The organism is Roseibacterium elongatum DSM 19469 (genome assembly GCF_000590925.1).
Taxonomy (GTDB): Bacteria; Pseudomonadota; Alphaproteobacteria; order Rhodobacterales; family Rhodobacteraceae; genus Roseibacterium; species Roseibacterium elongatum.
Map to the genome: position 1 here is coordinate 2,297,863 of NZ_CP004372.1, position 13,580 is coordinate 2,311,442.

The 13,580-nt window shown below is 66.5% G+C and carries 13 protein-coding genes; 7 read left to right on the top strand and 6 right to left on the bottom strand.

Annotated features, from left to right (window positions below):
- Positions 1 to 116: 116 nt before the first annotated feature.
- The 7 genes from ROSELON_RS11155 (at position 117) to ROSELON_RS17540 (ending at position 8,134) form a co-directional block, all read left to right on the top strand.
- The gene (locus ROSELON_RS11155) at positions 117 to 1,322 is read left to right on the top strand and encodes a GTP-binding protein (protein ID WP_025312475.1); all 1,206 of its coding nucleotides are present in this window, start codon (positions 117 to 119) and stop codon (positions 1,320 to 1,322) included.
- Positions 1,323 to 1,444: 122 nt separating this feature from the next.
- On the top strand, positions 1,445 to 2,089 hold the full coding sequence (locus ROSELON_RS11160; protein ID WP_025312476.1) for a DUF1826 domain-containing protein: 645 nt from the start codon (positions 1,445 to 1,447) through the stop codon (positions 2,087 to 2,089).
- A 202-nt stretch (positions 2,090 to 2,291) separates the two neighbouring features.
- Positions 2,292 to 2,903, top strand: a complete 612-nt coding sequence (locus ROSELON_RS11165; protein ID WP_025312477.1) for a class I SAM-dependent methyltransferase — start codon at positions 2,292 to 2,294, stop codon at positions 2,901 to 2,903.
- A gap of 40 nt (positions 2,904 to 2,943) precedes the next feature.
- On the top strand, positions 2,944 to 3,879 hold the full coding sequence (locus ROSELON_RS11170; RefSeq protein WP_025312478.1) for a lysophospholipid acyltransferase family protein: 936 nt from the start codon (positions 2,944 to 2,946) through the stop codon (positions 3,877 to 3,879).
- 139 nt (positions 3,880 to 4,018) lie between these two features.
- Positions 4,019 to 5,347, top strand: coding sequence for a trigger factor (tig, locus tag ROSELON_RS11175; protein ID WP_025312479.1), 1,329 nt, complete (start codon positions 4,019 to 4,021; stop codon positions 5,345 to 5,347).
- A 344-nt stretch (positions 5,348 to 5,691) separates the two neighbouring features.
- Positions 5,692 to 7,548, top strand: a complete 1,857-nt coding sequence (locus ROSELON_RS11180) for a hypothetical protein (RefSeq protein ID WP_156945926.1) — start codon at positions 5,692 to 5,694, stop codon at positions 7,546 to 7,548.
- Between the two features lie 103 nt (positions 7,549 to 7,651).
- Positions 7,652 to 8,134, top strand: a complete 483-nt coding sequence (locus tag ROSELON_RS17540) for a hypothetical protein (RefSeq protein WP_025312481.1) — start codon at positions 7,652 to 7,654, stop codon at positions 8,132 to 8,134.
- 39 nt (positions 8,135 to 8,173) lie between these two features.
- Here the strand turns inward: ROSELON_RS17540 and ROSELON_RS19070 are convergent, their stop codons facing one another.
- The 6 genes from ROSELON_RS19070 to rpsF all read right to left on the bottom strand — a co-directional run bounded on the left by ROSELON_RS19070 (position 8,174) and on the right by rpsF (position 13,271).
- Positions 8,174 to 8,410, bottom strand: coding sequence for a PQQ-dependent sugar dehydrogenase (locus ROSELON_RS19070; RefSeq protein WP_342665283.1), 237 nt, complete (start codon positions 8,408 to 8,410; stop codon positions 8,174 to 8,176).
- On the bottom strand, positions 8,397 to 9,401 hold the full coding sequence (locus ROSELON_RS11190) for a PQQ-dependent sugar dehydrogenase (RefSeq protein ID WP_342665284.1): 1,005 nt from the start codon (positions 9,399 to 9,401) through the stop codon (positions 8,397 to 8,399). The genes ROSELON_RS19070 and ROSELON_RS11190 overlap by 14 nt, the downstream gene beginning before the upstream one ends.
- A 110-nt stretch (positions 9,402 to 9,511) precedes the next feature.
- Positions 9,512 to 11,776, bottom strand: a complete 2,265-nt coding sequence (locus ROSELON_RS11195; RefSeq protein ID WP_156945927.1) for an Ig-like domain-containing protein — start codon at positions 11,774 to 11,776, stop codon at positions 9,512 to 9,514.
- Between the two features lie 259 nt (positions 11,777 to 12,035).
- A complete protein-coding gene (rplI, locus tag ROSELON_RS11200; RefSeq protein WP_025312483.1) occupies positions 12,036 to 12,662 on the bottom strand; it encodes a 50S ribosomal protein L9 in 627 nt (208 codons plus the stop codon).
- A 12-nt stretch (positions 12,663 to 12,674) separates the two neighbouring features.
- Complete coding sequence (gene rpsR, locus ROSELON_RS11205; protein WP_025312484.1) at positions 12,675 to 12,902, bottom strand: 30S ribosomal protein S18; 228 nt, start codon at positions 12,900 to 12,902, stop codon at positions 12,675 to 12,677.
- Positions 12,903 to 12,917: 15 nt separating this feature from the next.
- Complete coding sequence (gene rpsF, locus ROSELON_RS11210) at positions 12,918 to 13,271, bottom strand: 30S ribosomal protein S6 (protein ID WP_025312485.1); 354 nt, start codon at positions 13,269 to 13,271, stop codon at positions 12,918 to 12,920.
- Between the last annotated feature and the right edge of the window lie 309 nt (positions 13,272 to 13,580).

Here is a 13,580-nt window from a genome sequence, read left to right on the forward strand (position 1 = left end):
TGCCCGCAGGCGGGTTGCGCTTATGAAATGTAATGTCATAACATAGCAAGAAGATCCGGGCACCGCCTGTGGCCCGAGACGACCGATGCAACCCGATCTCCCGAGGTTTTCTTTCCATGACCGACACCCGCCTTCCCGTCACCGTGCTGTCCGGCTTTCTCGGCGCGGGCAAGACGACTCTGCTGAACCGTGTGCTGAACAACCGCGACGGGCGGCGCGTGGCCGTCATCGTCAACGACATGTCCGAGGTGAATATCGACGCCGATCTGGTGCGCGAGGGCACCGAACTGTCGCGCTCCGAGGAAAAGCTGGTCGAGATGTCGAACGGCTGCATCTGCTGCACGCTGCGCGACGACCTGTTGAAAGAGGTGCGGCATCTGTCGCAAGAGGGGCGTTTCGACTACCTGCTGATCGAGTCGACCGGCATTTCCGAGCCGCTGCCCGTCGCCGCCACCTTCGATTTCCGCGACGAGATGGGCCAAAGCCTGTCGGATGTCGCGCGGCTCGATACGATGGTGACGGTGGTCGATGCGGTGAACCTGCTACAGGATTATTCCAGCCACGATTTCCTGACCGATCGCGGTGAAAGCCTGGGCGAAGAAGACGACCGCAGCCTTGTCAGCCTGCTGACCGAGCAGATCGAATTTGCCGATGTGGTGATCCTCAACAAGGTCACCGATGCCGGGCCAGAGCGCACGGATGCCGCGCGCAAGATCATCCGCGCGCTCAATGGCGATGCCAGGATCATCGAAACCGATCAGTCCGATGTGCCGGCCGAGGCCATCCTCGATACCGGCCTGTTTGATTTCGACACCGCGCATGAACACCCGATGTGGGCCAAGGAGCTTTATGGCTTTGCCAATCACGTGCCGGAGGACGAGGAATATGGCATCACCTCTTTCGTCTATAACGCCCGCGCACCGTTTCACCCCCAACGGCTCTACGACGTTTTGAACGGGGACTTGCCGGGAACGATCCGGGCCAAGGGCCATTTCTGGATCGCCACGCGGCCGGACTGGGCGGTGGAGTTCAGCCTTGCGGGCGCGATCTCTTCGGTCACGCCGCTGGGGCGGTGGTGGGCCTCGGTTCCCGAGGACCGGCTGCCGACTCACCCCGAAATGCAGGCCGAGATCGCCCGCAACTGGGCCGAGCCATGGGGTGATCGCAGGCAGGAGATCGTGTTCATCGGCGTGGGCCTCGACCGCGAGGCGATCTGTGCGCGGCTGAACGCGGCCTTGATCGACAGCGCAGCGTTCGAACCGGCCGCATGGGAGGGGTTGCCCGATCCGTTCCCGGTCTGGCGCGCCCGCGCCGCGGTCTGACGGCGAACGGCAACCATCCATGCCCGACCGCCGCCCCGGCCCGACCCCGGCCATTCCCGACAGGCCGGCTCCAAGGTGGAAGGCGGCATCATCCCTCTCGTCGCGCAACAGAAGGCCGCGCCATGCAACCCCAAGACCTCGCCCGCGAAATCCTGCGCGATGCCGCCATCGGGGTGGGCGTCGCGGACACGCCCCAGGGGCTGTCGGCCATTCACCACCCCGGCGCGGCCGCGGCGATCTGGCGTCGCCGCCCGGCCGCCGATGTCCAGGCGTGGATCGACACGCTCGACCCCGCACGATTGCCGCGTGCGCGCGTGATCCTGCGCCCCGAGGCGGTGCATTCCACCGTGACCGGGATCTGCGCCGCCGCCGGTACGCCCGCCTGCGCGGCGCGCGACCGTCTGGTTGATGATATCGCCGCGCTTGCGGACCTGTTCGCCGAGCTGATGCGCGCGCGCTGGCTGCGTTTGCGGCTGGATGTGGTCACCACCAATGCCTGCCGCCGGTTCCACATCGACGCGGTCACCGCGCGGCTGGTCTGCACCTATCGCGGCACCGGCACGCAATACGGCATCTCGACCGACGGAGGCGAGCCGCGCCGCATCTTCACCGTGCCGACCGGCGCGCCGATCCTGTTGCGCGGCACGCTCTGGCCCGAGGCCCCGGCGTCGGGCCTTCTGCACCGCTCGCCGCCCATCGAGGGCAGCGGCGAGACGCGGCTGGTGCTGGTGCTGGACCCGGTCGACGATCCCGAGGACGCGGTGTAGCGCCACGACACCATGAAACATCCGTGCGGGCGCGCCGTGGCGGGGCGGGCATGCCGTGCGCCATCAAGGTCAATCACGGGTCGGGCGCATATGCCCCCTTGACCTGCACGTTGCATTCAGGACGGACTCTCGGCAATCCGAGCAGGATGCGCCGGCGCCGGTCGGGCCGAAACCTGCGAGGCACGCCAGAAAGGGATCGAGCATGAAAGCGCTGCGCAAGTGGCTGTGGAAAAAGCCCAAGTCCAACGGCGATGTGTATCGCGCCAAGGTTCTTGAAATCGAGGATCCCAGCCAGATCGTCTCGGGCCGTCCGATGGACCGGTTGCATGGTCTCGACGCGGCCCTGGCCGAGGCTGAAGGCCGGTCGATGCTGGATGTGGGCTGCCATGACGGCACGGTGGCGCTTGCCTTTGCCGATGCCGGCAGCCCCTTCATCGACGGGGTCGACCTCAGCCCGGCGGCGGTGGCCGAGGCGCGGCGCAAGTTCGAAGGGCGCGACACCGACGCGCATTTCGACACGGGCGACCTGTCCCGGGGTCTGGACGGTCTCAGGCCGAAATTGCGGCGACCCCGCTATGGCATCGTCTGTTACCTGGGCGTGCATCAGCATCTCTACGGCCAGATGACGGTCGAAGAAATCCACGCCCTGGAACGCGGCATCATGGACATGGCCGAAGAGCTTTTCGTCCTGCGGGTTCCGATGCGCCACATGGACGATCTCAATGCGCGGCTGCTCGATGCCGGTTTCGCGCCGGTGACCGGGATCGCGAAGAAAAAGGTCGGACCCGCGCGGATATACCGCCGCGTCGCCTAGGCCATTTACGCGACCCGGTGGACGGCGCTATGCACCTGTCATGAGCGCCCCGCCCCCCCGATTTCCCGTCAAGCTGTTGTTGCGGCCGCGCAACTGGCTGCTTTGGCCTGTCCTGGGGCTGGCGGCCCTGCTGGCTCCGCTGCCCGACCGGGCGCTGGCGGCCCTGTCGCGGCCCTTGGGCTGGATGCTGTGGCGGGTGCCGCGGGTGCGCCACGTCACGCGCCGCAATATCGACGTCTGTCTGCCGGAACGGCCCGAGGCCGAGCGCGCCGCGTTGGCGCGGGCCACCACCACGCGCTTTGCCCTGTCGCTTCTGCAATCCATGCGCGTCTGGATCGTTCAGCGGCGCGATCGCCCGGCCTACCCGCTGGCCCGGATCGACGGCGGCGAACATTTGTCCGCGGCGCTCGAGACGGGGCAGGGCGTCTTGCTGCTGACCTGCCATTACGGCGCGCCCGAGGTTCATGGCAGCCTGACCGACCAACTGCCGCGCGCGGGCCGCAGGCTGGTCGGAGTCTATCGCCAACCCGGCCATGACGCGGCGGATGCGGTGCTGCACTGGGCGCGCTCGGGCTATTGCGACGCCATCATTCCCGGAACCGATATCCGGTCCATCGTGCGCGAATTGCGCAGCGGATCGCTTGTCTGGTTCGCACCCGATCTGGAAAAGGCCCGCAAGGGCGCGGTCTATGTCCCGTTTTTCGGGGTGCCGGCGGGCACCACGACCGCCACGGCGCGTCTGGCCGGGATGGGGCGGGCCGTCGTGGTACCGGTGCGCTACCGGCAGGATGCCGAGGGGCGGTTCATCTATGATATCCGCCCCCCTCTGGCCGGCTTTCCATCCGGTGACATCGAGGCCGACACCGCCCGCGTGAACGTCGCGATCGAGGACCTGATCCGCGACGATCCGGTGCCCTATTGGTGGTGTCTGGAACGCTTTCTGCGGCGTCCCGACGGGGTGCCCCCCGTCTACTGAGCGCGCCCTGACCGGATCGCGGGGCATTCCCCCTTGCGCCCGTCCCGCGCCGCACCTAGAAGGACCCCTGATTTTCAAGACGCCACGCGTGCCGCCCCGGAGGAGCCGGGTCCGCGGCCCCGATCCCGTGAGGAGCCCCATGCAGATCACCGAGACCCTGAACGACGGCCTCAAGCGCGAATACCAGATCACCATCACCGGCGACGATCTGGAGGCCCGCGTCTCCCAGAAACTGGCCGAGGCCCAGCCCGAGGTGCAGATGAAGGGCTTTCGCAAGGGCAAGGTCCCGATGGCGCTGCTGCGCAAGCAGTTCGGCCCGCGCGTGATGGGCGAGGCCATGCAGGAGGCCGTCGATGGCGCCATGCAGGGTCATCTCGAGGAAACCGGCGACCGCCCCGCGGCCCAGCCCGAGATCAAGATGGTCAACGAGGACTGGAAAGAGGGCGACGATGTCGTCGTCTCGATGGTCTATGAAAAGCTGCCCGAGATCCCCGAGGTCGATTACAAGGCCATCAAGCTCGAGCGCATGACCGTCACGCCCGCCGAGGCGGATGTGGACGAGGCGCTGAAGAACCTCGCCGAAAGCGCCCAGAACTTCGCCACCAAGAAAGGCGGCAAGGCCGCCGATGGCGATCAGGTCGTGATCGATTTCGTCGGCAAGGTCGACGGCGAAGCCTTCGAGGGCGGCTCGGCCGAGGATTATCCGCTGGTGCTGGGCTCCAACAGCTTCATCCCCGGTTTCGAGGATCAGCTGATCGGCCTCAAGAAGGGCGAGGAAAAGGCCGTCGAGGTCACCTTCCCCGAGGAATACGGCGCCGAGACCCTGGCCGGCAAACCGGCCGTCTTCGACGTGACCGTCAAGGAAGTGAAAAAGCCCGTCCCCGCCGAGGTCGATGACGAGATGGCCAAGAAATACGGGGCCGAGGATCTCGACGCGCTGAAAGGCCAGATCACCGACCGCCTCAAGGCCGAATACACTGGCGCCGCCCGCGCGGTGATGAAGCGCAAGCTTTTGGATCAGCTGGACGAGATCGTGACTTTCGAGCTGCCGCCCAGCCTGGTCGAGGCCGAGGCCGGCCAGATCGCACATCAGCTGTGGCACGAGGAAAACCCCGAGGTGCAAGGCCACGACCACCCCGAGATCGAGCCGACCGACGAGCACAAGTCGCTGGCCGAACGCCGCGTGAAGCTGGGCCTTCTGCTGGCCGAACTGGGCCAGAAGAACGATGTGCAGGTGACCGATGCCGAGATGACGCAGGCCGTCATGACCCAGGCGCGCCAGTATCCGGGTCAGGAACGGGCCTTCTTCGAATTCATCCAGCAAAACCAGGCCGCCCAGCAGCAACTGCGCGCGCCGCTGTTCGAGGACAAGGTGGTGGATTTCGTTTTCGAACTGTCCGAGATCACCGAAAAGGAGGTCTCGAAAGACGAGCTCAAGGCCGCTGTGGACGCGCTCGAAGAAGAGTGAGCCACGACACAGGCGCTGCAGCGATGCGAAAGGCGGTCCTTCGGGGCCGCCTTTTTCGTTGTGCGTTCACCTCGGCCCGGTATCCGCCCGCCTGTGTGCCGCCCGGGGCGCGCGGGGGCCTGCCGGGCCCGAATGCGGCGATAGGACCTGCGTCATGTCGAGCAAGGTTTTTCCTATGCGAAACCGGCAGGTGGCGGTATCCTTTGGGTTGAGTGATGCAGGTGAGGGTTTCCCGTAATTTCGGCACGACCCTCGGGCCGGTAGGATCTGGCCGTAAAAGGAAGGCGCGGGTCCGATGCAGGGGTCTCTCTCACGGGTCGGCGCGCAGCGAGGAAGGAAGGAAGATGCGTCTATTAACCCTGAGCGTGGTCGGAGTTGTCGCGATGGGGGGCGCCGCGATCGCCTGTCCCAGCGGCTTGCTCGCGACGGATGCGATCACCTATTCCGGTCTTTCCGAGGATCCGTTCACCGCCCTCAGCCGGCCGGTGACCGCTGGCGGGGACCAAACGCTCGAGGCCTGCGGGCTGGGTATTCTGGGCACCGGGCAGTTCCGGTCGGCCCCCGATTATTCCTTCAATATTTCCGACATGGCGGGGCGCCATGTCGTCTTCGATGTCGAAAGCGACTGCGATCCGGCCCTTCTGGTCCAGACCTCGGATGGCCAATGGCTGTTCAACGACGATACCAACGGGCTGAACCCCGCGATCACGATCGAGGACCCCGCGCAGATGTCCGGCACGGTGCATGTCTGGGTCGGCACGTTCATGGGCGGCGGCTGCGAGGCGACGCTGAACCTGACCAACGTTCCTGAAGATGGCTCCATGCCGGTGCCTCTTCCCGATAGCGGGATGGGCGCGACCGACATGCCGACCCCCGTGCCGCTGCCCTTGCCGGCACCGACACCGACACCGGCGCCCGCCCCGATGCCCGTGCAGCAGGTGGTGTGCCCCAACCCGGCCTTCACGGGCCAGCCGCTGACCTTTGCCGCGTCGCAACTCGTGCAACCGCAAAGCCTGTCGGGCACGGCCATGGGCAGCGAGACGCGGGTCTATGACTGCCCCGGTGTCGACGGCGGCGGCACCGCCACGCAGGCGCCGCAATACACGATGTACCTGTCGGGGATGCAGGGCTACGAGCTGCAGCTCGAGGCCAATGGCAGCTGCGACACGACGCTTCTGGCCTATGGCGCGGACGGGCAGTGGTATTACAACGACGACGGCGCGGGCGATCTGCAGCCGCGTCTGACGATCCCTGCGGCGGCGGCCAATGGCCAGCTGAGCGTGTGGATGGGCACCTTTGGCGGGCAAAGCTGCCCCGCGACCCTGACGGCGCAGGCGATCTCGCTGGCGCCACCGACGCCGGTCAGCTGCCCCAACCCGGCGATCCCCGGTCCGCCGCTGAACTTCACGGCCGCGCAATTGCTGCAGCCTCAGGCCTATTCGATCCAGGCCACCGGCTCGGACACCCGCGTCGCCGATTGCCCCGGCGTCGACGGGGGCGGTAGCGCAACGGCCATGCCCCAGACCAGTCTTTATTTGTCGGGGATGCAGGGCTACGAGCTGCAGCTCGAGGCCAATGGCAGCTGCGACACGACGCTGCTGGTGCATGGGGCCGATGGGCAGTGGTACTATGACGACGATGGCGCGGGCAATCTGCAGCCCAGCCTGACGGTGCCGGGCGCGGCGTTGAACGGGCGGGTCGATGTGTGGGTCGGCACCTTTGGCGGCGGAAGCTGTCCGGCGACCTTCACGCTGCAGGCCTCGCAACTGGCCCCGCCGCCGCCGCCGCAGGGCTGCCCGAACCCGGCCTTCAGCGGTCAGCCGATCACGGCCAGCGGCGACAATCTGCGGCCCGATTTCGGCTACACGCTGCAGACCACCGCAGCCGGCAGCACGGCCCTGGGCGAGTGCACCACGCCGGGCCGTGGCTATGCCAATGCCGCCCCGAATTTCAGCCTCTATCTCAGCGACATGCAGCGCTATGGCGCCCTGGAAATCGAGGTGAATTCGAGTTGCGACACGACCCTGCTGGTGCGCGATGCCTTTGGACAGTGGCATTTCGACGATGACAGCGCCGGCAGCCTGATGCCGCTGTTGCGGCTGACGAACACCGCGGCCCTGAACGGGCGGGTCGATGTCTGGGTGGGCACCTATGGCGGCGGAAGCTGTGCCGCAAGCCTGGCCTTGCGCAGCCAGTTCTAAGGCGCGCGCAGCCGAGAAAACGACGACCGGGGCCGCCTATCTGGCGGCCCCGATGCTTTCAAGGCAGGGTTTTCTTAACCCGACGCGCCCATGATGCCGTTCCATGGGCAAGGAAAACATGACGGGTCTGATGTGGCGGGTGGTCCTTGGCTGCATCTGGCTGATGGCCGTGAACGGTGCGGCCGTCGCCTGCCCGACCTGGCAAATGGCGGCGGCGCGCTATGACGACGCCACGGGGGCCGAGCTGTGGCAGGCCCGCAGCTACACCGTCAGCGCCGGAGGGGCGTTTCACTTGCAGGGCTGCGGGTTTCCCGATGCCGGCCATGTCGCCCGGCGCCCGACCCTCGAATTCTGGCTGCGGGACATGGCGGCCTACAGCCGGGTGAGCTTTCGCGCCGCAGGGTCCTGCGACACCGTCTTGTTGTTGCATGATCCGGCCGGCGGATGGTGGTTCGACGATGACGGCGCGGACGGGTTGAACGCGCGGCTCACCCTGTGGACCCCGCCCGAGGGGATCTATGACATCTGGGTCGGCACCTATGATGGGCGCACCTGTGCCGCGACGCTGACGGTCGAAAGCTTTTGACCGTCCTGCCGCCGATACGGGGGCGGGGCGGGGGATTGCCTAGTCCCGTCGCACCAGCCGCAACACCGGCGCGTCGGGGCTGTCCAGCACCACGACGATGGCGCCGTCGTCGTCCACCGCCACGTCGCGCACGCGCCCGATGCCCGGCATCAGCCGCTCTTCGCCGCGCACGCTGTCTCCGTCGAGGTCCAGCCGCACGATGGCCGCCGCGACCAGACCCGACGCGAGGATATCGCCCCGCCATTCGGGAAACATCGCCCCCTCATAGACCACCATCGCCCCCCGGCGCGATCACCGGGTCCCAGTAATAGCGCGGTTCGGTGAAGTCGGGGGCATGCGCAGCCTCGCCCAGACCAACGGACGACCCGTCGTAATTCACGCCGTAGCTGACCACCGGCCAGCCGTAATTCGCGCCCGGTTCAATCCGGTTCAACTCGTCCCCACCCGCCGGGCCATGCTCGATCGTCCAGAGATCGCCCGTCTCGGGATGCAGGGCCGCGCCCTGGATGTTGCGATGCCCCAGCGACCAGATCTCGGGCCGGGCGCCTTCGGTCCCGGCAAAGGGGTTTCCGGCGGGGATGTCGCCATTGGCCAGCAGCCGGACCACCGTGCCATAGGTCGCGGCCGGGTCCTGCGCCAGCGCGCGTTCGGCATCGGTGAAACGCTCGCCCGTGGTGACGAAGACATGATCGCCCACGGGCAGGATGCGGCTGCCGTAATGCATGGGCGTGGGCGATGGCGGGGTCTGGACGAAAATCTCGGTCACCTCGTTCAGGCGCGACAGGTCTTCGGACAGGACGGCGCGCGCGGCGGCCGTGGCCGACAGGCCATCGCCCATCGGCCGCGCATAGGTGAGGAAGATCACCCGGTTGTCCATGAAATCGGGGGACAGGGCCACATCCAGCAAGCCACCCTGTCGCCGCGCCAACACTTCGGGCACGCCCGCGATCGGGTCCGAGACGGCGCCCGCGCGGCTGACATGGCGCACCCGTCCGGGGCGTTCGGTGACCAGATATCCTGCGCCGTCCGGCAGAACGGCCACGGCCCAGGGGCGTTCGAGGCCCGTGGCCACGGTTTCGCGGGCCAGTTCAAAGCCGCTGATCTGTTCCGGCGCTTCGGTCTGCGCGGCGAAGGCGGGGGTGGTGCCGGGCCGGTTCGGGGGACCGTCCGCGACAGGCTGTGCCGGTACGGCAGCGGGCAGCGACAGCGACAGGATCACCGTCAGGGTCAGCGTCGGGGCGGCGCGGTGGGGCAGGGCAGGGGTCATGGCGGTCCTCTCAACTCGCTGCAAAACCTTAGGCCCCGTGTCGGGCTTTGCCACAGCCACGCCCGATTCTCACGCGAATGTGGGCGCGACACGGGTCGCGCCCACGCGCCTCAGAACCGCATGTCAAAGCCCAAGGCCACCCCGTAGGTCGTGAAATCGCCCGATCCGATGCCGTCCACGAACACATCGCTGCTGAGCGACCACAGGCCATTGCCGGCATAGCGGTATCCCAGGTCGACGCGTCCGCGCCCGCCCTCGGTTTCGTCGATGAAGGCCGAGGCCGCGCCGTCGCCCTCGACCCGTGACCAGATGCCCGACATGCCCCAGGTCAGCAGGTGACCGCTGTCATCGCCAAGGAGGGGGGCCTCGAAATCGACGCCGGCCGAAACCTCGCTCAGGCGCACGGTCTGCTCGGGCACCAGGTTCGCCAGGCTGTCCACATAGGCCAGTTGCGTGTCGACCGCGTGGCTGATCTGCAGGCGCGGGAAATAGCGCAGATGCTCGGTCTCGTAGGCGCCTTCGAGGGCGATCAGGGTCAGCCAGCGTTCTGTGTCGAAATCGTCGGTGAAGGTGCCAAAGGGCGAGACCTCGTTGTCGCTTTCGCCATAGAGCAGACGCCCCTCGAAAAACAGCGGCTGCGCGCCCAGTTGCGCCACCACATAGGGCCCGATCAGCCAGCCGGTGCCGCGCGTCTCGAGCCCGCCGCCCATGTCGTCCTCGGCATGGTCGAATTGCAGCATGCCGCCGATCAGCAGCCCGTCGGTCACCGCGACATGGGCGCCCAGGGTGGCCAGCGCATAGGCGCTGTCGCCGCCGCCGTCAAATTCGGTGGCCGAGCCGCTGAGGCTGAACCAGACCGGGCCGGCGCCGGTATGGATGTCGATATCGCCGAAGCCTCGGGTGACCGAGGCGCTGAACTGGCCGCCCTCCTGACCATTCAGGAACCGCGTCAGGCCGGGCTGGTTGGCGATCAGGTTACGCGCGCGGGTCTCCATGAAGGCGGCGATCATCTCGCCCGCGATGCCGGCGCTGTCCAGCTCGGCCGTGGCCGTGGCCCCGGTCGAGGGGTTGAGGGCCGCATCCTGCGCCGCGCCATCGGGCACGGTGACCGTCAGGTTACCGGTGCCGTCGGCGATCAGGGTCATGGTGTAGACATCCGGCCCCCCGGTCAGCGGCCCTGCCGTCGCCCCGGTGACGGTGATGTCTGTGGCGTCGAACCCGGTCACATCCTCGCCGAAGGTGAAGAAGACCTTGACCTCGTCGCCGGGCAGCACCGTGTCCGGCACGCCCGTGATGGTCAGGCCGGGGCCGGTTGCGTCGTAGTGGATGCTGAACTGTTGCGCGGCGATATTCTCATTTCCGGCAAGATCTTCGGCCACGTCCCGGGGTACATCGACCAGCACGGTGCCTTCGGCATCCGGGATCACGTCAAAGGTGTAGACGGCACCGCTACCCGAAAACGCGCTGACAGAACCGTTGGTGACCACCACATTGACATCGTTGAAGCCCACGACGGGTTCGGAGAAGGTCGCGATCATCGGGATCGGAGACACGTTTGTCGGGATCGGGCTCGGGCTCGACAAGGTCACGGTCGGGCAGGTGCAATCATGCACGATCGAGAATTGCGGCGCGGCAAGGCTGGCGTTTCCGGCGGCGTCCTGCGCGGCGCCGGCGGCGATATCGACCGTCAGCGTGCCGTCCTGCGTCGGCACGAGGTCAAAGCTGTAGGCGCTGCCGCTGCCGGTGAAATTCGTGGCCGTGCCGCCCGAAATGTCAAGGTCGCCGGCGTCGAAATCGGTGACATCCTCGGTGAAACTCACCGTGACCGGGATCGGTGCGGTGCTGGTCGGGCTGCTCTCGGTCGAGGCGATGGTGGCCTCGGGTGGGGTGGTGTCGTTGCTGATACCGACAAAATCTAGGGTCGAGCCGGCGCTATAGCGGTGGTCTATCCCGCTATCGTTGAAGCTGTCGCCCAAACGCACGGTCCATGTGCCCGCCGACGGGTTGGGCGGGAAGGGAACCGATCCGTTGAACGTGAATGTGCCGGGTCCGCTGCGGAATCCGAAGGTGGAATTATTGATCGTGATTGAATCGCCCGAAGGAGCCTGAATGATGATGTAGGTTTCGCTTCCGTAGGAAATGCCGAAATGCTGGATCGTGAAACTCAGGGAAATGCTGTCGACCGTGCCGCCGGGCAGGGTCGTGGTCAGCACGGTATCCTGTGCGCCATCGACACCGACATTCGACAGGTCCAGCGTTCCGACCGTGGTTTGGGCCTGGGCCTGCTGGCCGAGGCTCAGTGCAAGCCCCATGATCAGCGCCGCCATCCAGTAGAGCGCCCGGCCCGGCAATCCGGCATGTGTCGAAAATCGCATGATGTCCCCCTCGATCCATCCGCGCGCCGCGTTCTGTCCGCCATTCCCCGGCGATATCCGCGCGCACGATTTGGTCACACCGAACGAAATCCCGGCGATCGGCTCAAGGTGAGTCGTTTCATTTGACTACTATTTCAGACAAAGCGTTGTTTCGCTGGCACAGTCGCGCCCGGGGGCTGTGCGAGGTTTGGGGCGCGCCAATAGAAAAGGGCCGCCCCCTTGCAGGAGCGGCCCCGTTTTTCGGCATTGACGCGAGGGATCAGTCCTCGTCTTTCTCCGCGGCGTCGTCCTCGGCGGCGGGGGCTGCGCCCTCGTCGTCCTCGTCCATTTGGGCGGCGCCGATATCGTCGAACAGCTCCGCGATCTCGAACTCCGCGGCGGCCTCTTCCTCGGCGGCGAGGTCCTGGATCGACTTGCCCGAGGCCTGCAACTCGGCCTCTTCGGGCGAGCGGGCGACGTTCAGCGCGATATCGACCTCGACCTCGGGGTGCAGCTTGACGTGCACGGTGTGCAGGCCCAGCTCCTTGATCGGGCGCGACAGCACGACCTGCTTGCGGTCGAGGCTGAAGCCGGCTTCGGTGGCGGCGTCGGCCGCGTCACGGGTCGAGACCGAGCCGTAGAGCGCCCCGGAATCCGAGGCAGACCGGATGATGACGAATTGCTGGCCGTCCAGCTTTTCGGCCAGCGATTCGGCCTCTTTCCTGGTTTCGAGGTTGCGCGCCTCGAGCTGGGCTTTCTGCTGTTCGAACGCGGCGAGGTTCACCTCGTTGGCGCGCAGGGCTTTCTTCTGCGGCAGCAGGAAGTTGCGGGCGTAGCCGTCCTTGACCGAGACGACCTCGCCCATCTGGCCCAGCTTGGCCACGCGTTCCAGAAGGATGACGTCCATGACTTGGGCTCCTTATTTCACGCTGTAGGGCAGGAGCGCCAGGAACCGCGCGCGCTTGATCGCCTGGGCGAGCTTGCGCTGGTTCTTGGCACCCACGGCGGTGATGCGCGAGGGCACGATCTTGCCGCGCTCGGAAATGTAGCGCTGCAGCAGGCGGGTGTCCTTGTAGTCGATCTTGGGGGCGTTCTCGCCCTCGAACGGATCGGTCTTGCGGCGACGGAAAAACGGTTTGGCTGCCATTGTCCTGTCCTCTTCTTAGCGGCGTTCGCGGCGCTGTTCGCGCTCGTCGCGTTTCTGCATCTGAACCGAGGGGCCCTCGGGGTGGGCGTCGACCTTGATGGTCATGACGCGCATCACGTCGTCATGCAGGCGCATCAGGCGCTCCATCTCCTGCACGGCCGTCGCCGGGGCGTCGGTGCGCATGTAGGCGTAATGGCCCTTGCGGTTCTTGTTGATCTTGTAGGCCATGGTCTTGACGCCCCAGTATTCGGACATCACCACATCGCCGCCGTTGTCCTTGAGGACGGTGCCGAAATGCTCGATCAGGCCTTCGGCTTGCGCGTTCGACAGGTCCTGACGCGCAATGAACACATGCTCATAGAGAGGCATGTCATCTCCAGTGCTGTTACGGGCGTCTTTCAAAGGCCGGATGGTTCCATCTCCGCCCCCCGGCCACGAGGGAGCACGCCATGCATTCAGATCAGGCGGAGATTGCGGGCGTATACGCGCGGCGTTGCAAGATGACAAGCCCCGCCTGACGTGTCGCGCCCGCAGCGGCGGCGCGATTCCGCAGTTTGTCCGCGGCTCTGCCGCAATTCGGTCCGATTTCCGCGCCACCCTTGCGACGGTGGACTCTCCCCCGGTGCGACCCGTGGCGTGCCGGCGCAGCTGCATGAAGGATATCGTCGTGAAAACCCG

Bases quoted from the DNA above. Each gene is read 5' to 3' on its own strand.
- ROSELON_RS11155 (WP_025312475.1), top strand. From the start codon at position 117: ATGACCGACACCCGCCTTCCCGTCACCGTGCTGTCCGGCTTTCTCGGC.
- ROSELON_RS11160 (WP_025312476.1), top strand. From the start codon at position 1,445: ATGCAACCCCAAGACCTCGCCCGCGAAATCCTGCGCGATGCCGCCATC.
- ROSELON_RS11165 (WP_025312477.1), top strand. From the start codon at position 2,292: ATGAAAGCGCTGCGCAAGTGGCTGTGGAAAAAGCCCAAGTCCAACGGC.
- ROSELON_RS11170 (WP_025312478.1), top strand. From the start codon at position 2,944: ATGAGCGCCCCGCCCCCCCGATTTCCCGTCAAGCTGTTGTTGCGGCCG.
- tig (WP_025312479.1), top strand. From the start codon at position 4,019: ATGCAGATCACCGAGACCCTGAACGACGGCCTCAAGCGCGAATACCAG.
- ROSELON_RS11180 (WP_156945926.1), top strand. From the start codon at position 5,692: ATGCGTCTATTAACCCTGAGCGTGGTCGGAGTTGTCGCGATGGGGGGC.
- ROSELON_RS17540 (WP_025312481.1), top strand. From the start codon at position 7,652: ATGGGCAAGGAAAACATGACGGGTCTGATGTGGCGGGTGGTCCTTGGC.
- ROSELON_RS19070 (WP_342665283.1), bottom strand. From the start codon at position 8,410: ATGGTGGTCTATGAGGGGGCGATGTTTCCCGAATGGCGGGGCGATATC.
- ROSELON_RS11190 (WP_342665284.1), bottom strand. From the start codon at position 9,401: ATGACCCCTGCCCTGCCCCACCGCGCCGCCCCGACGCTGACCCTGACG.
- ROSELON_RS11195 (WP_156945927.1), bottom strand. From the start codon at position 11,776: ATGCGATTTTCGACACATGCCGGATTGCCGGGCCGGGCGCTCTACTGG.
- rplI (WP_025312483.1), bottom strand. From the start codon at position 12,662: ATGGACGTCATCCTTCTGGAACGCGTGGCCAAGCTGGGCCAGATGGGC.
- rpsR (WP_025312484.1), bottom strand. From the start codon at position 12,902: ATGGCAGCCAAACCGTTTTTCCGTCGCCGCAAGACCGATCCGTTCGAG.
- rpsF (WP_025312485.1), bottom strand. From the start codon at position 13,271: ATGCCTCTCTATGAGCATGTGTTCATTGCGCGTCAGGACCTGTCGAAC.